The sequence below is a fragment of the Neomoorella carbonis genome, assembly GCF_045278715.1.
GTDB lineage: Bacteria > Bacillota > DSM-521 > Neomoorellales > Neomoorellaceae > Neomoorella > Neomoorella carbonis.
In genome coordinates, this window is the sequence record NZ_CP136420.1 from 268,737 (window position 1) to 284,220 (window position 15,484).

16 protein-coding genes, 1 other RNA gene and 1 pseudogene are annotated in these 15,484 nt (G+C 52.8%); 11 read left to right on the forward strand and 7 right to left on the reverse strand.

Features of this window, described 5'->3' with window-relative positions; all coding sequences use genetic code 11:
• Positions 1-26: 26 nt before the first annotated feature.
• The 3 genes from gpmI (at position 27) to MCACP_RS01390 (ending at position 3,171) form a co-directional block, all read left to right on the forward strand.
• Positions 27-1,562 carry a 2,3-bisphosphoglycerate-independent phosphoglycerate mutase gene (gpmI, locus tag MCACP_RS01380; RefSeq protein WP_406678649.1) on the forward strand — a complete coding sequence of 512 codons (1,536 nt, stop codon included), beginning with the start codon at positions 27-29 and terminating at the stop codon, positions 1,560-1,562.
• Positions 1,562-2,851 carry a phosphopyruvate hydratase gene (gene eno, locus MCACP_RS01385; protein WP_406677616.1) on the forward strand — a complete coding sequence of 430 codons (1,290 nt, stop codon included), beginning with the start codon at positions 1,562-1,564 and terminating at the stop codon, positions 2,849-2,851. The genes gpmI and eno overlap by 1 nt, the downstream gene beginning before the upstream one ends.
• Positions 2,852-2,973: 122 nt before the next feature.
• Positions 2,974-3,171, forward strand: a complete 198-nt coding sequence (locus MCACP_RS01390) for a type II toxin-antitoxin system HicB family antitoxin (protein ID WP_406677617.1) — start codon at positions 2,974-2,976, stop codon at positions 3,169-3,171.
• Positions 3,172-3,465: 294 nt separating this feature from the next.
• On the opposite strand, the gene corA is transcribed toward MCACP_RS01390, so the two are convergent.
• A complete protein-coding gene (corA, locus tag MCACP_RS01395; RefSeq protein WP_406677618.1) occupies positions 3,466-4,563 on the reverse strand; it encodes a magnesium/cobalt transporter CorA in 1,098 nt (365 codons plus the stop codon).
• A gap of 15 nt (positions 4,564-4,578) precedes the next feature.
• On the opposite strand from corA, the gene MCACP_RS01400 reads away from it, so the two are divergent.
• On the forward strand, positions 4,579-4,815 hold the full coding sequence (locus MCACP_RS01400) for a hypothetical protein (protein WP_406677619.1): 237 nt from the start codon (positions 4,579-4,581) through the stop codon (positions 4,813-4,815).
• Complete coding sequence (locus MCACP_RS01405) at positions 4,797-5,600, forward strand: DUF72 domain-containing protein (RefSeq protein ID WP_406677620.1); 804 nt, start codon at positions 4,797-4,799, stop codon at positions 5,598-5,600. The genes MCACP_RS01400 and MCACP_RS01405 overlap by 19 nt, the downstream gene beginning before the upstream one ends.
• Here the strand turns inward: MCACP_RS01405 and MCACP_RS01410 are convergent.
• The gene (locus MCACP_RS01410) at positions 5,597-6,490 is read right to left on the reverse strand and encodes an MBL fold metallo-hydrolase (RefSeq protein WP_406677621.1); all 894 of its coding nucleotides are present in this window, start codon (positions 6,488-6,490) and stop codon (positions 5,597-5,599) included. The genes MCACP_RS01405 and MCACP_RS01410 overlap by 4 nt on opposite strands.
• A gap of 521 nt (positions 6,491-7,011) precedes the next feature.
• Between MCACP_RS01410 and secG the strand changes: the two genes are divergently transcribed.
• The 6 genes from secG to ssrA all read left to right on the forward strand — a co-directional run bounded on the left by secG (position 7,012) and on the right by ssrA (position 11,516).
• A complete protein-coding gene (gene secG / locus MCACP_RS01415; protein ID WP_406677622.1) occupies positions 7,012-7,236 on the forward strand; it encodes a preprotein translocase subunit SecG in 225 nt (74 codons plus the stop codon).
• A 133-nt stretch (positions 7,237-7,369) separates the two neighbouring features.
• Positions 7,370-7,921 carry an HDIG domain-containing metalloprotein gene (locus MCACP_RS01420; protein ID WP_406677623.1) on the forward strand — a complete coding sequence of 184 codons (552 nt, stop codon included), beginning with the start codon at positions 7,370-7,372 and terminating at the stop codon, positions 7,919-7,921.
• 104 nt (positions 7,922-8,025) lie between these two features.
• Positions 8,026-10,302, forward strand: a complete 2,277-nt coding sequence (gene rnr, locus MCACP_RS01425) for a ribonuclease R (protein ID WP_406677624.1) — start codon at positions 8,026-8,028, stop codon at positions 10,300-10,302.
• A 41-nt stretch (positions 10,303-10,343) separates the two neighbouring features.
• Complete coding sequence (locus tag MCACP_RS01430) at positions 10,344-10,610, forward strand: YkuS family protein (protein ID WP_406677625.1); 267 nt, start codon at positions 10,344-10,346, stop codon at positions 10,608-10,610.
• 78 nt (positions 10,611-10,688) lie between these two features.
• Positions 10,689-11,156, forward strand: a complete 468-nt coding sequence (gene smpB / locus MCACP_RS01435; protein WP_406677626.1) for an SsrA-binding protein SmpB — start codon at positions 10,689-10,691, stop codon at positions 11,154-11,156.
• 3 nt (positions 11,157-11,159) lie between these two features.
• Positions 11,160-11,516: a transfer-messenger RNA gene (ssrA, locus tag MCACP_RS01440) on the forward strand.
• Between the two features lie 446 nt (positions 11,517-11,962).
• On the opposite strand, the pseudogene MCACP_RS01445 reads toward ssrA, so the two are convergent.
• From MCACP_RS01445 to MCACP_RS01465, 5 genes and pseudogenes are all read right to left on the reverse strand, one after another.
• Positions 11,963-13,009: pseudogene (locus MCACP_RS01445) on the reverse strand (recombinase family protein); the annotation flags it as partial.
• 236 nt (positions 13,010-13,245) lie between these two features.
• On the reverse strand, positions 13,246-13,986 hold the full coding sequence (locus MCACP_RS01450; protein WP_406677627.1) for a DUF3800 domain-containing protein: 741 nt from the start codon (positions 13,984-13,986) through the stop codon (positions 13,246-13,248).
• 121 nt (positions 13,987-14,107) lie between these two features.
• Positions 14,108-14,635, reverse strand: a complete 528-nt coding sequence (locus tag MCACP_RS01455; RefSeq protein ID WP_406677628.1) for a restriction endonuclease — start codon at positions 14,633-14,635, stop codon at positions 14,108-14,110.
• 37 nt (positions 14,636-14,672) lie between these two features.
• A complete protein-coding gene (locus MCACP_RS01460) occupies positions 14,673-15,035 on the reverse strand; it encodes a hypothetical protein (RefSeq protein WP_406677629.1) in 363 nt (120 codons plus the stop codon).
• An 11-nt stretch (positions 15,036-15,046) separates the two neighbouring features.
• Entirely contained in the window at positions 15,047-15,454 is a 408-nt protein-coding gene (locus MCACP_RS01465; protein WP_406677630.1) for a helix-turn-helix domain-containing protein, read from the reverse strand.
• Positions 15,455-15,484: the final 30 nt, after the last annotated feature.

The following is a 15,484-nucleotide window of genomic DNA, read 5'->3' on the forward strand; positions in this document are numbered from 1 at the left end:
TCTTGGTAAATGTTAATCGTCCTTTAATGTTAATGATCCTCGACGGATTTGGCCTGGGTCATCCGGGCGAAGGGAATGCCATCAGCCGGGGCCGTTTACCCAATTACCGCCGCCTGCTGGCCGAATACCCCCATACCCGCCTCCAGGCTTCCGGGGAAGCCGTGGGCCTGCCGGCAGGCCAGATGGGCAATTCCGAAGTAGGCCACCTGAATATCGGCGCCGGCCGCATTGTCTACCAGGAATTAACCCGCATAAGCCGGGCCATCCGCGACGGTTCCTTTTTTACCAATGAAGTGCTCCTCAAGGCCGTGCGGGCGGCGAAGGAACGGGGCGGTGCCCTGCACCTGATGGGCCTGGTCTCCGACGGCGGCGTCCACAGCCACCTGGAGCACATGTATGCCCTCCTGGAACTGGCCCAAAGGGAGGGACTGGAGCAAGTCTACATCCACGCCTTCCTGGACGGCCGCGATGTGCCCCCGGCCAGTGCCGCCGGCTATCTGGAGCAGGTGGAGGCGGAGTGCCGGCAGCGGGGCATAGGGGCTATCGCCAGCATCATGGGCCGTTACTATGCCATGGACCGAGACCGGCGCTGGGAGCGGACGGAAAAGGCCTACCGGGCCCTGGTAGTGGGAGAAGGGCATCGCTTCCCTTCGGCAGGGGCGGCCATCCAGTCTTCCTATGACCGGGACATTACCGATGAATTCGTTGAACCTTCCATAATCACCCGCGCCGGCCGGCCCGTGGCGCTGGTCCGGGACAAAGACAGCGTGATTTTCTTTAACTTCCGCGCCGACCGGGCGCGGCAGCTGACCCGGGCCTTTGTGGACAGGGAGTTCGAGCCCTTTGACCGTCCCGGCGGGCGCCTGGATATCGATTTTGTCTGCCTCACCCAGTACGACGTCACCATCCCGGCGCCGGTAGCCTTCCCGCCCCAGGTTTTGACCAACGTCCTGGGCGAGGTCATAGCCAATAACGGGTTGAAGCAGCTGCGCATTGCCGAGACGGAAAAGTACGCCCACGTCACCTTTTTCTTTAACGGCGGCGTGGAAGAACCCTTCCCCGGCGAGGACCGCTTGCTCATTCCTTCGCCCAAAGTGGCCACCTATGATCAAAAGCCTTCCATGAGCGCCCGGGAAGTTACGGACGCCGTCCTGGAACGCCTGGACAAATATGACTTTATCGTTTTGAACTTTGCCAATCCCGACATGGTCGGCCATACCGGCGACCTGGCGGCGGCCGTTGCTGCCGTGGAAACGGTGGACGAGTGTCTCGGCCGCATTGCCGCGGCCATGGAGGAACGCCGGGCGCCCCTTCTGGTTACGGCCGACCACGGCAACGCCGAAGAGATGCGGGAACCTAACGGTGAGCCCCATACGGCCCACACCAGCAATCTCGTACCCTTTATCCTGGTCGATGCTGGCTACCGGGGCGCTGCCTTAAGGGAAGGGGCTCTGGAGGACGTGGCCCCAACGGTACTGGACATCCTGGGGCTGCCCCAGCCGGCGGAGATGACGGGGAAAAGTTTGATAGAAAAAGCGAGTAAATACGGAGGTGTTTCTTAGTGACCACCATTATCAACGATATCTACGCCCGGGAGATCCTCGACTCCCGCGGTAACCCCACAGTAGAGGTGGAGGTATTCCTGGAAGGCGGCGGGTGGGGCCGGGCGGCCGTGCCCTCGGGAGCTTCCACGGGGGCCTATGAAGCCGTAGAGCTCCGGGATAAAGACGAAAAGCGCTACTTTGGTAAAGGCGTCCTGGACGCCGTCAACAACGTCAATGCCATCATCGCCCCGGAACTGGTGGGCATGGATGCCCTGGACCAGCGGGAAGTGGACCGGCAGCTCATCGAGCTGGACGGTACGCCCAACAAGAGCAAGCTGGGGGCCAACGCCATACTCGGGGTTTCCCTGGCCGTGGCCAAAGCGGCAGCCGATGCCCTGGGTCTGCCCCTGTACCGTTACCTGGGCGGGGTCAACGCCCATACCCTGCCGGTGCCCATGATGAACATTTTAAACGGCGGCAAGCACGCCGATAACAACGTCGACATCCAGGAGTTTATGGTCATGCCCGCCGGCGCCGGCGACTTTGCCGGGGCCCTGCGCATGGGCGCCGAGGTCTTCCACAGCCTGAAGGCCGTATTGAAGGCTAAAGGGCTGGGTACGGCTGTCGGCGATGAAGGCGGCTTTGCCCCCAATTTGCGTTCCAATGTGGAAGCTATCGAAGTCATCCTGGAAGCCATAACCAAAGCCGGCTATGAGCCGGGTAAAGACTGCTTTATTGCCCTGGACCCGGCTTCCACGGAGCTTTACCGGGACGGCAAATACGTCTTTGCCGGCGAAGGCGTCACCCGCACCAGCGAGGAGATGATCGAATTCTGGGCCGATCTGGTAGAGAAGTACCCCATTATCTCCATCGAAGACGGCCTGGCCGAAGACGACTGGGAGGGCTGGCAGGAGCTTACCAAACGCCTGGGCCATAAAGTCCAGCTGGTGGGCGACGACCTCTTTGTTACCAATACGGAACGCCTGCGCCGCGGCATAGAGATGGGTGCGGCCAATGCCATACTCATCAAGGTCAACCAGATCGGTACCCTGACGGAAACCCTGGAAGCCATTGAGATGGCGAAGAAAGCCGGCTACACGGCCGTTGTCTCCCACCGTTCCGGGGAAACGGAAGATACCACCATCGCCGACATTGTGGTGGCCGTAAACGCCGGCCAGATCAAGACCGGCGCCCCCTCCCGCACCGACCGGGTGGCCAAGTACAACCAGCTCCTGCGCATAGAAGAAGAGCTGGACGCCGCCGCCCTCTACCCGGGCCTGAAGGCCTTCTACAACCTGAAGAAGTAACCTCTTTTAAGAAAAGAAACCCCGGCATGGTAAACCATGACCGGGGTTTAATATATCCGATTTCACAAGATAACTGGATAAGCGCTAATTGATGATGTATAATATGGGTGAGGTGATGGTGGATGCAGGTTTTTTGTGTCATTGAGAAAACCGGGGATGAATACCTTGCTTATTGTGATGAATTGCGAGCTACCGCCAGCGGCGATACCGAACAGGAAGCACTAAATAATTTAAAGGCGGCTATAGCCGAGTTGCTAAAACATTATGGCGAAGAGATTACCGGCCCGGGTAAAAAAAGAGTTCTGGTGGAGGTGGTTTAAATAGCTTCCTTACCAGAACTTACCTACAAACAGCTCGTCAACTTACTGAAGCATTTTAGCCTTAGTTTACGTGGCGAAGGTTCACCGATCATCATAGGAAAAAATCGTAAAGGTAATAGTTTTACGGTGCATCATCACCCCAGTAAACGTGTAACTCCGCAAAAATTAGCTAAAATATTAAAATATCTCGAGGTTCCCCAGGAAGAATTTTGGAACTGGCATAGAAACCGATAACTGGTACCAGTAATAAAAACCCGGAAATACCGGGTTTTAACTTTTATGGGTAAACTTACCTTAGAACCAGCCCTTGCGCCGGAAGAAAAAGAGCATTACCCCGGCCAGCATAGCCATGACCCCCAGGACGGTAAAATAACCGTAGCGCCATTCCAGTTCCGGCATGTAGCGGAAATTCATGCCGTAGATGCCTGCGATGAGGGTTAAAGGCATCATGATTGTGGTGATCACCGTCAGGACCTTCATGATTTCATTGAGGCGGTTGGAGGTCAGGGAAAGGTAGATTTCCAGGGTGGAGCTGGCCAGGTCATGGAAGGTTTCCACCTGGTCGATCAGGCGCAGCATTTCGTTGTAGATATCCAGGAAAAAGACCCGGTTTTCCGGCTTTACCAGCTTGAACTCGGGATAGGCCAGGAGGTTCAAAATATCCCGCTGGGCGCCAAGAATTTTGCGCAGCTTAATCGCCTGGCGCCTCAGGGTAAAGACTTGATTGAGAATCTGCCGGGTGGGACGGCGGAAGACTTCCTCCTCCAGGTATTCGATTTTGCCTTCAGTGCGGTCAAAAAAGGTAAAAAAGGTTTCCGTCAGGGGTTCGAGCAGGCTGTAAAGGATAAAGTCGGTGCCCTTCTGGAAAAGCTGCGGGTCCTGGCGGTACTGGTGCCAGAGTTTGGTCACGAATTCCAGTTCTTCCTGGTGGACGGTAACGATAAACCTGGGACCCAGGAAGACATTGAGAGCTGCCGTCAGGGAGCGCTGGCCGGCCTTCACACAACGCAGGGTGAGGAAGGCATATTCATCATACTGGGCGATTCCAGGACGGTAATGGGGGTGGCGGCAGTCTTCTATGGCCAGAGGGTGAAAATGGAAGAACTCCGTCAAACGGTCCAGTTCCGCCGGGGTCGGCTGTACCAGGTCCAGCCAGGTAAACTCCTCACCCTGCCGGGGCCGGAAACCGGGGGGCGGATTTTCCCTGAGTCCCTGTTGCGGGTGAAAAATTAAGAGGCGCTGCATGATTATCACCTGTAGTCGGGTTTTCTTTAGTTTACCACAAGAGCGGCTGTCAAGTACCGGGCTGCTGAATATTTCCCCTGCCAATATTGTTCCGGCGGGGGAGAGGGTGTTAAAATGGTAGATGGTAGCAAGGGTAATTAAAATCATAGGGGAGAGAAACTATTGTCCAAACGTACTGCGGGTATAAGCTTACTGGCTATTGCCGCTTTTCTCCATGGGATTCACTACCTGGCGGCCGCTATCTTCGGTTCGGGAGTATCATCCTGGAGTAATGATCTATTCCGTTCTATGCTCGGCTATACGGCTCCCGGCATTGCTGCCTGGGCTAAAATAGCCCTGGCAGGCGGAATTATTTACTTATTATGGGCGGAAATTGAAACATGGCGGCCAAAAAAGTAGCGGCATACCAAATATATATCGGCACCTCGGGTTACAGCTACCGCGACTGGCGGGGCTTCTTTTACCCGCCGGGGCTGGCGGCGAAAGATATGCTGCCTTATTACGCCCGGGAATTCAACTTTACCGAGGTCAATTCCTCCTTTTATGTCCTGCCGCGGCCCCAGAACCTGGAGCAAATGGCCCGCAAGGTGCCGGACGGGTTTATTTTTGCCGTGAAAGCCTATCGTACCCTGACCCATGAGCGGGGTGATAGCCTGGCCGGCGACAGCCGGCAGTTACGCCAGGCCCTCCAGCCCCTGGTGGACCGAGGCCAGCTGGGGGCCGTCCTGCTCCAGTTCCCCTTTTCTTTCCGCAATAACCAGGCCAACCGCGAGCATTTAACCAGGCTGAAAGAACTTTTGCCCGACGTCCCCCTGGTGGTGGAATTTCGCCACAACAGCTGGGTGAATGACGCCGTCTGGGATTTCTTACAGCGTCACGAACTGGCCTATACCTGTGTCGATGAACCGGCCCTGCCGGGATTGGTGGGGCCGGTGGTCCGCTGTACGGCAGCAGTGGCCTACGTCCGTTTTCACGGTCGTAACGCGGCAAAGTGGTGGCATCATGAGGAAGCTTATGAGCGCTATGACTACCTTTACACTCCTGATGAATTAAAAGAATGGCTGCCGGGCATAACTTACCTGGCCGGCCGGGCTCATCAGGTCTTTGTCGCCTTTAACAACCACTACCACTCCCAGGCGGTAACCAACGCCAGGATGTTGAAGGAATTACTGGCCGGGGTTTAAAGGGTGTAAAAGTAAAGCCTCCCCTTTTCCAGGGTGCAGGCAACCCGGCCCTGGTCCTTTAGATAGCTTAAAAATGCCGACACGCTGGTCAGGTTGAGGAAGTACTGGGGAATGTCCATAGGGATATTCACCTGGACGGCCAGCTCTGCCAGCAGGTCTTCCCGGGTCAGGGGGCGGGCCAGGAGTTCGGTAATCAGGTCCAGGCAGGCGCTGATTTGCCGGCGGTTTTCTGCCAGGACGGGGGCCGGGTCGGCAATAACCTCCGGGCTGTGGGCCGGCAGTAAATACTTAATCTCCAGGCCGGTGAGACACTCCAGGGTGGTCAGCTGGGCCTTGATGTCCTGCAGGTAGGGCAAAGGATATTTGGCCAGGATGGCCGGATGAAAGACAGCGTCGCCGCTGAAAAGGACACCATCGGGGGTCAGGAAAGCCAGGTGGCCGGCGGTGTGCCCCGGGGTGGCGATGGCCTGGAGGCGCTGGTCCAGGAGCTTCAAAGGACCGGGATCGATGGTACCGTCGACCTCCACCGGCCGGGCGAATAAAAGAGGGATTTTAATTTCCGCCAAAGGCTGAGCGCCGTACAGGGTTTTTACTCCCAGCAGGTTATCTTCCATAAATATTTTTTCCCCGGGGGAAGCCAGGATTTTCAGGCCGGGATAAAATTCCTTTAACAGCCGGTGGGCGCCGTAATGGTCGGCGTGGCCGTGGGTGGTCAGGAGATATTTGGGTTTGAGGCCGCTGGCCGCCAGGGCGTCCTTGATTTTATGGGCAATGGTATTGTTGATTCCCGAATCTATCAACAGGCAGTAACCGCTTTTAGTACTATACACGCCTGCATTGGTGGCGCCGGGGATATAGTAGGTATGGCCGTGAATTTTTATTAGTTCCACTCTGCTAGTTTTCCTTTCTGGTACAGTGGTAACACGCTACAGCATTATTTTAACATATTTACCTTTGAAGGGGGTAACCGCCCGGATGGCATAAAAAAAGTGCCTCCCGGCACTAGTCATTAATGGATACAAAGTCTTTACAATAACCATCCCCGTTGCGTGGCGGGTAAATGCGGCCGCAGCAGTTGTTGTCTAAGCAGTATATACATTCTGTCATTTCACACGGTATAATTTTACTTTGGGGAAGCGCCACCATAACCTTTTGTCCATCGAAGACATCTTTCCCACTGTTGCTATAAACCTCCTGGAGCATCGTCCCTCCCCCCTCTGAGGATATTGTATCATGTATACACCAAATCCCCAAATGCTTTCACAGTCTATTTTACCATGATTTGTTGGGTTTTCCGGCTCGCAGGTTGAGGTTTTGGTCGCGCGGTAAGATTTACGTTTTTCCTTGCTTAACCGGGCGATTATTTGTTAAAATTATGACGTCACGGCAGCGCAGCAGGGAGGTGAAGTTGTTGCTGCATACCATTATCCTGATTATTGATATACTGGTAGCCCTGGGACTGATCGCTACGGTCCTTTTACAATCCGGTCGCAGTGCCGGTATTTCCGGTGCCATTGCCGGCGGCGCGGAAGCTATTTTTGGCAAGAAGAAGGGTCTCGATACCTTTCTCAACAAGGTTTCAGCAGTCCTGGCCGGTTTGTTCCTGGTATTGACTTTGCTCCTTTCGGTTATTTAATTGGCAATCACCCGGGGTCGGTTAAATTTTTTCCCCAACATGCATGAGGCTTGTTTTGCCGGGTACATTCCTTGGTGAAATGAAACTGTATGGGCGGCGGCGCCCAATTTTTTTCATGGAGGTTGATGTTTCAATGATCCGGCAGGAAGCACTGCAACTAATGGAAAAGCACGTAAAAAATATAAACCTGCGCAAGCACGCACTCGCCGTGGAGGCAGTAATGCGCGCCCTGGCGCGGCACTTTGGCGAGGATGAGGAAAAATGGGGCCTGGCCGGTTTGCTCCATGATATCGACTATGAAAGCACCAAGGACGATCCCGACCGGCACAGCCTGGTGGGGGCGGAAATGCTGGCCCGGGAAGGTTTGCCTGAAGAGGTGGTTTACGCCGTTAAGGCTCATAACGAGCGCCACGGCCTGCCCAGGACGGACTTGATGAGCAAGGCCCTGTATGCTACCGACCCCCTGACGGGCTTGATTGTAGCCGCGGCCCTCATTCGCCCCGAAAAGAAACTGGCCATCGTGGACGTTCCTTTCTTACTTAACCGTTACCATGAGAAATCCTTTGCCCGCGGGGCCAGCCGGGAGACTATAGCCGCCTGCAGCGAGCTTGGTCTCTCCCTGGAAGACTTCATGCATATCGGCCTGGAAGCCATGAAGGAAATTGCCGGCGAACTGGGCCTTTAGACAGGATACCCGGAAAGCATCCGGGTATCTTTTTACCGGTGCAGCAGGAAATAATATAGCGAGGGATATATCCCGTCCAGGAAACATGGGGAAAGGAAGCCTGTATGGACAAAGAAGAATTATTGTCCCTCATGCGTACCCGTTCTTACCGGCCTATGACGGCGGCGGAGCTCATGGCCGCCCTGGGAGCGGACGATGAGGAAGCCTTCCGGGAATTGCTCCATTCCCTGGAACAGGAGGGTTATATTGTTCGCACCCGCAAGGATAAATACGGCCTGCCGGAAAAGATGGGCCTGGTCAGCGGCCTCCTCCAGGCTTCAACAAAAGGTTACGCCTTTGTCGTGCCCCGGGAAAAGGAGCAGGCCGATGTTTATATCAGCGCCCTTAATCTCAACGGGGCCATGCACGGGGATTTCGTTCTGGCCAGAATTTTGCCCGGGACCACGGGGCGCCGGCAGGAGGGAGAAATCATCCGCGTCCTGCAGCGGGCCAACAAGCGAGTAGTGGGAACCTTTACCGCTGCCGGTCATTTGAGCTTTGTAGTGCCCGATGATGCCCGTTTAAACCAGGATATCCTTATTCCTCCCGGTAATTCTCAGGGTGCCAGGGAAAAGGATAAAGTCGTCGTGGAAATTACCCGCTGGCCGGAGGCCCGGCGCAATCCCGAGGGCCGGGTGGTGGAAATCCTGGGCCAGGCGGGCCGGCCGGGAGTGGACGTTTTAAGCATTATCAAAAAGTACGACCTGGAGTCGGAGTTTCCCCCTGAGGTTTTACGCGAAGCCGAAGGCTTAAGCAAAGGGTTCGGCCCCCCGGAGCTGGCCGGGCGCCGGGACCTGCGGGAATGGCGTCTGGTAACCATTGACGGTGCTGATGCCCGCGATCTGGATGACGCCGTGTCCGTGGAGCTTTTACCCGATGGTAATTACCTCCTGGGAGTACATATTGCCGACGTCAGCTTCTACGTCCGGGAAGGCAGTGCCCTGGACCGGGAGGCCTTCAACCGGGGCACGAGCGTCTACTTTGTGGACCGGGTTATCCCCATGCTGCCGCCCCGGTTATCCAATGACCTCTGTTCGTTAAATGCCGGGGAAGACCGCCTGGCCGTAACGGCCCTGATGACGATCACGCCGCGGGGTACAGTAAAAAGTTACGAGCTTTTCCCTTCAATTATCCGCGTGCGCGAGCGCATGACCTACGACGCTGTCCGGCGCATCCTGGAAGACGGCGATCCGGAACTGCTGGAGCGTTACCGGGAACTGGTGCCGGATTTCCGGCTCATGGCCAGGCTGGCGGCAATTTTGCGGCAGCGGCGGGAGAAACGGGGGGCTATTGATTTTGATTTCCCGGAGGCCAGAGTGGAACTTGACGATCAGGGCCTGCCGGTGGCCGTTATCCCGCGCCGGCGTTCGGTGGCCGAAGGAATTATTGAAGAATTTATGATCGCCGCCAATGAAGTGGTGGCCCGGCACCTGTACGAGCTGGCCGTTCCTGCCGTTTACCGCGTCCACGAGGAACCGGCGCCGGATAAGATGGAAGAACTGAATAAGTTTCTGGCCTTCTTTGGGCTGCAGATCAGGCCCGGGCGGGATGGGCGCGTTAAACCCCGCGCTTTCCAGGAAATCCTCCTTAACGTCAAAGGGCGGCCGGAGGAGCGGGTCATCAGTACCGTCATGCTGCGTTCCATGATGCACGCCCGTTACGCCGGCCAGTGCCTGGGACACTTTGGCCTGGCCTCGCCTTACTACTGCCATTTTACCTCGCCCATCCGCCGCTACCCGGACCTGGTTGTGCACCGCATTTTGCGGGAGACCTGGTCCCCGGCAGGTTTAACGGCGGACCGCATGGCGAAACTCGACGCCTTTGTGGCCCTGGCTGCGGCCCGGGCTTCGGAAAGGGAAAAGGTGGCTGAGGAAGCCGAGCGGGAAGCCCTGGATTTGAAGAAGGTCCAGTATATGGAACGCCATGTGGGAGCGACCTTTCCCGGAGTTATCAGCGGTGTGGTACCCTATGGCTTCTTTGTGGAATTGGAAAATACCGTCGAAGGCCTGGTCCATGTATCTACCCTGACTGACGATTATTACCATTATCAGGAAGACCAGCTGGCCCTGGTAGGCGAGCACACCGGCAGGGTATTCCGCATCGGCCAGCCGGTAGAAGTGGTGGTGGCGAGGGCCAACGTTGAGGCCCGGCAGGTGGATTTTGAGCTGGTCAAACCGGAAGCTGCGGTAGAGACCGGGCGCGGGCCGGTAGCCGCAATGAAAGGCCGGCGGAAGGTTAAATCGCGAAGAAAGGAAACTGTCCCGGTGGGGAGCAAGACCGGGAGTAAAATTTGCGGCCAGAACCGGCGTAAACGGAATAAAGCCCCCCGGGGCCGTTTATAATAGCCATAGATATTACTCTTTCTAGCAAAGGAGGCAGGGTTATGCCCCGGCGGGTAGCAGTGGAAAAGGATCTAAGCGCTATTGGCGATCACCTGGCAGAAAACGGACTCGAGGTCGAGCGGGTGGATATGACCGACCTGACGCCGTCCCGCTTGCAGGGCTACGGGGCCGTCGTTGTTAGCGGGCAGACAACCAACTTTATGGGTATGGAAGATATAAAAGCAAAGGTACCGGTAATTGAAGCTGCAGGCAGGACGGCGGATGAAATTACAGCTATGGTGAAAGAACGTCTGCAGCTGCAAGATTAGGTAGAAACTGGGCGGCCCCTTGAGTTACCCCTGTTTGGTGTGTTATAATAAACAGGCGGGAGAGCAGGAGTGACATCGATGGGCCGCCAGGTAAAAATTGTGACGGACAACCGTCGTGCCCGTCACGATTATTTTATCTTAGAGACGTATGAAGCAGGTATTGCCCTTACCGGTACTGAAGTTAAATCCCTGCGCAGCGGTAAGGCCAATATCAAGGATAGCTACGCCCGGGTCGAAAATGGCGAGCTGATTCTCCATGATATGCACATTAGCCCCTATGAACAGGGGAACCGTTTTAACCACGAACCGCGCCGGCCGCGGCGCCTGCTCATGCACCGTTACGAGATCCAACGCCTGTACGGCAAGATCCGGGAAAAGGGTTTGACCCTGATACCGTTAAAGGTATATTTCAATGAACGCGGCCGGGCCAAGGTTGAGCTGGCCCTGGCCAAAGGCAAGCGCCTCTACGACAAAAGGGAAGATATCGCCGCCCGCGATGCCCAGCGGGAAATCGCTAAAGCCTTGCGTGAACGGCAGAAGTTTTAACATGGGGGCGTAATGGTTTCGACGGGGGTAGCATTGGCAGTAGTAGCCAGGCGAGATCCCACCTGCTCGTTAAACGGTGGAAAGGCTATAAGTGCCGAAGATAATTTAGCTCTGGCTGCTTAATTTAAAGCGGCCCATCCGCCTGGTCCCGGCCTGCGGGGACCAGTAGCGGGTGTCAAATCTAGCAGGCTACCGGCAAGGCCCCGGCCTGGGGGCCTCAAGGGAAATCCTAATCAGGCTGGCCTGAGGGCATCCGGTTTCCGGGAGGCCCGATGGCGAGAAGCAAAACGGAAACTATCCTGGTAGAAGCTACTGTGGGTGCACCTTCGGACGGGGGTTCGACTCCCCCCGCCTCCACCACTCATATCCCCGTTCAGGTCAATCTTTAAGACGACCTGGATTTCTTCTGGATAAACAACAACTTTATCCAAATAGCGATCTATTAAAGCCTTGTAACCCTCAGGTTGCGAGGCTTTTTTGCGTTCAAGCTTCAGATATCTAATTATCATTTCCTGGCTAAAAGCGGGGAGGGAAAGTTTTTGTTCCAGGTCGGCTTTCAGGGCCTCCAGCCTTGCCAGCCTATTTTTATGTTCCCGTAGTTTCTGTCCGATTAAATCCAGACCCACAGCGCCACTTTCAATAGCAGCGATAAGGTTGTCCATCTTTTTCTGGGTGTCAATTATTTCTTTGGTAATACCATCTATCTCCCTCCGGGACTTATCAATGGTTGTCTTATATTGCTCTTCTATTCTAGAGGCCAGGATCGGGATGGCCCTGTCGCTTAAAATCCGGTCCTTTATCTCCTGGATGACGTAAGCCTCAATAGCCTTTTTCCCTATAGACTTATTTCTGCAGTCCTTTTCCCTTTTTCGCCGGCTGCATTTATAAGTAGGCTGGCGAAGTTTTTTCCCGGTAGTACCCGGATCGCCGACATAAGGGCTTTTGCAGAGGCCGCAGAATATTTTCCCGGACAGGAGATAGTCTAATTTTGCTTTATTTGCGGCCCCTTTATATTTCCTAGCCGCCCGCTTTTTTTGGACGGCGTCAAAAACTTCTTCCTCCACGATTGCCGGCACACCTCCAGGTATCTTTATGATTTCCTCTTCGGGTTTGCTTTCATGGTTATTCCGCTTGCCGGCCACCTTCGCCCTGGAACGGTCCCATATATAAACGCCTTTATATTTCTCGTTAGCAAGAATCTCGGTAAAGGAGTTTTTGTTAAAAGGCCGGCCGGCTTTAGTTTGGTATCCTTTGAGGTTTAATTCTTCGGCCAGGGCGGTATAGCTTACCCCCTCCAGCACTCGCTGGAAAATAAGCCTGACTGCTTCGGCTTCCTTATCGTTGATAACGTATTTTTTCGTTTGGGGGTCAACGTCATAACCCAGGGGAGGCAGGCCGCCGTTATGCTTGCACTCATAGGCGTTTTCCTTCATGCCTTTCCGGGCCTCTCTGGCCAGGTTCTTTGAATAGTATTCGGCCATACCTTCCAGGACACTTTCCAGGATGACGGATTCCGGGCTGTCGTCCAGGGGCTCCAGGACACTTTCTAGCCGTACCCCATTTTTCTTTAATTCCCGCCGGTAAAAGGCGCTGTCATACCGGTTCCGGGCAAAACGATCCAGCTTGTGGACCAGGACCACCTCTACCTGCAGGAGACCGGAAGTTATATCGCGGATCATTTGCAAGAAGGCGGGCCGGTCATCGGTCGTGGCCGAGCGGGCTTCGTCGGTATATTCTTTTATGATGGTATAGCCTTTTTGCTGGGCGTAGTCCCGGATAGCTCGGAGTTGGGCGGTGATGCTTTCTTCGCGCTGGTTGTCAGAAGAGAAACGAGCATAGGCCACGGCTTTCATTAAAGTTTATTACCCCCAATAGATTTACTACGCATAAAAGCAATACAGGTGATACAAGCAAGCGTTATCAAGAATATGTAACGTAACGTTATTTATTGGACTTTGAGTATTTATTTTAGGTATAGTACAATTAAGATAAGGGAATAATAAAAAAGAGAAGATGGCGTCACTGCTTCCGAAGCCTATGGTTTATACCATATGGTTATTCGATTTTCGAATAGGAAGTAGGACGCCTCTTATTTTTTTGCATTAAATAGCCAGATGTTAAATAAGTGATTGGGCATAGTGCGTATTTTTAGATCGGACCATCCTAAGCGCCTTGCTATATAATTTGCTAAATTAACTTTGGCATCAGAAGCATTGGGCACAAGATGAAAATCATGGTAATGATAACCTATAGCGCCCATTAATATATCTGCTATTTGGATTAAATTAGAGGCTTTTGCTGGCTTTGCTTCAATGTTTTTTACTACTTCTATGCTTTTATCTAAGCCATGCATCTTGCGTAAACCTCTATTAAGAACAATTTGCAAAGCAGATAGCCTGGTGGATTTTTCGTTTGGTCTATCGGCTAAAGTGATTATATAATTGTGTTTAACTATAATGCCATGAAGCAATAGTTGGTAATAAAATTTGTAAAAGCCGAGTTCGGCGTCTTTTTTATTTATAGGGGCATCGAGGGGATATTTTACTGTATCAATGACGATACTTTTAAAGGCTACTTTGTGTTGGTTAAAGAAATCAAAAAATATATCTACAAAACCCTGGTATTCTTTGAATTTTTGTTTTCGTACTCTGGTCCATTTTAGGTGGGAATTTTGTAACCCATAATTTTCTCGGAATGTGTGGCAGGCATCTTCATATTCAGGTATATATTTTTGAGGTACCCAAATGCCAGCGAGTATCATATACCTGGCTTTTGTCTGCCGGCTTTCATCACAAAATACCCGGATAACCTCACGATTTTCCGATGGCAAAAAGGTTCCTCCCCTAATATCTTTTTAATAATAATTACCTTCCTACCTCAAACACCGCCGCCACTTCCCTCACAAACAAATCAGCATTTATTACTTGAAAACCTGGCATATAAGACGGCTTTCATGCAGAAACACCCTTCTCTTTTTCCAGGTATTTTAGCAAGGCATTTCTATCCATAAGGGTTACTCCTGTCTTTTTGGCTTCTTCTATCGCCTGTTCCGTAAAATACTGGTTAGTAATTATCATGGCATAATGACAATTATAATACTGCTTACCCCTTAAAGCTTCTCCTATTACTTTAGCCCCTACTCTTCCATTTCTGTTAGACAATTTTTTTGCTTGTACCGCTACCCTGGCACCTCCAGAGCCAATAAGAATAAGATCCGCCCCGTGATCTTTATACCCGCGTTTTAATTCAACCTTATAACCCAGGTGATTAAATAAAATCTTTAAACGGATCTCGAAGTCGCGGCCAGACATTTGATCTATCTCTAATATTCCAGTGCTTTTTAACCTGTTATATCTAATGGTGTCTATTAGGTATTCAATAAAATACTTAATAATAAGGAGCATTAAAGGTATAGCCGATAATTCCAATATAATCCATAGTAATTGCATGATCATTTTAAAAGTGATTATTTGTCCCATTGGCATGTCCTCTTTTTAATTTTCTTGCTATCTATTTTTATTTCCCCGCCTCAAATCCTGCAGCTATTTCCCTCACAAACAAATCAGCATCCTGCTCAAACCCAAGATGCTGGCAATCTATGCCTACTATGTACATCCCTTTGGGCATCGTTTCAATAATGTGGTGAACCTCATGAAAAAGCACTTTTTCTTTGGCTTCTGGCGCCAGGCTATTATTGAAAATAATATGATAATGACCTCGCCGGCAATAATAAACCATAGCATATATTTCCCCGGGAAGATCCTCCTGGCCGGTAAATATACCAAAGGCCCGCATTATTTCGTCAAAAGGGATTGTCCCATCTAACAGCGCCCGGACCAATTGATATTTAGGGAGAGTTTGCAATTCGTCTTTGGTCAAGGCGGTTACCCCTACTCCATGGCGTCCTCTTCATCTTCTATGGCTTTTATTACCTTAATGATTTTCTTTATAGCGGCAGGCGACAGTGGGCGGACCTGTTTAAAAAGAAGCTGTAAGTCTTGGCGATGGGTCAGTTCCTTCCAGAAGGCCATAAGCTCGGGGTCGTCGGATATAGCGGCTTCGATTTTTTGTTCGGGGGTATGGGGGTCGTCGGTGCGGCCAAGAAGATAGTCCACGCTGCAGCCGAAAAAGTCGGCGAGGCGCTGGAGGGTTTCGGGGTCGGGAGTACGTTCGCCTGTCTCGTATTTAGCTATGGCCCAGTATGATAATTTAACAGCCTTAGCCAATTCATCACGGCTAATCTGTTTTTCTTCTCGTAATTCTTTAAGGCGTTCTTTAAAGTTAGCCACAGACTTCACCTACTATAAATTTCCTGCTGAAATAATTTT

Excerpts from the sequence above, each read along its gene's own strand:
- smpB (WP_406677626.1), top strand. The coding sequence starts at position 10,689 with ATGGGCCGCCAGGTAAAAATTGTGACGGACAACCGTCGTGCCCGTCAC.
- MCACP_RS01390 (WP_406677617.1), top strand. The coding sequence starts at position 2,974 with ATGCAGGTTTTTTGTGTCATTGAGAAAACCGGGGATGAATACCTTGCT.
- rnr (WP_406677624.1), top strand. The coding sequence starts at position 8,026 with ATGGACAAAGAAGAATTATTGTCCCTCATGCGTACCCGTTCTTACCGG.
- corA (WP_406677618.1), bottom strand. The coding sequence starts at position 4,563 with ATGATTTTAATTACCCTTGCTACCATCTACCATTTTAACACCCTCTCC.
- gpmI (WP_406678649.1), top strand. The coding sequence starts at position 27 with ATGTTAATGATCCTCGACGGATTTGGCCTGGGTCATCCGGGCGAAGGG.
- MCACP_RS01420 (WP_406677623.1), top strand. The coding sequence starts at position 7,370 with ATGATCCGGCAGGAAGCACTGCAACTAATGGAAAAGCACGTAAAAAAT.
- MCACP_RS01455 (WP_406677628.1), bottom strand. The coding sequence starts at position 14,635 with ATGGGACAAATAATCACTTTTAAAATGATCATGCAATTACTATGGATT.
- MCACP_RS01405 (WP_406677620.1), top strand. The coding sequence starts at position 4,797 with ATGGCGGCCAAAAAAGTAGCGGCATACCAAATATATATCGGCACCTCG.
- MCACP_RS01430 (WP_406677625.1), top strand. The coding sequence starts at position 10,344 with ATGCCCCGGCGGGTAGCAGTGGAAAAGGATCTAAGCGCTATTGGCGAT.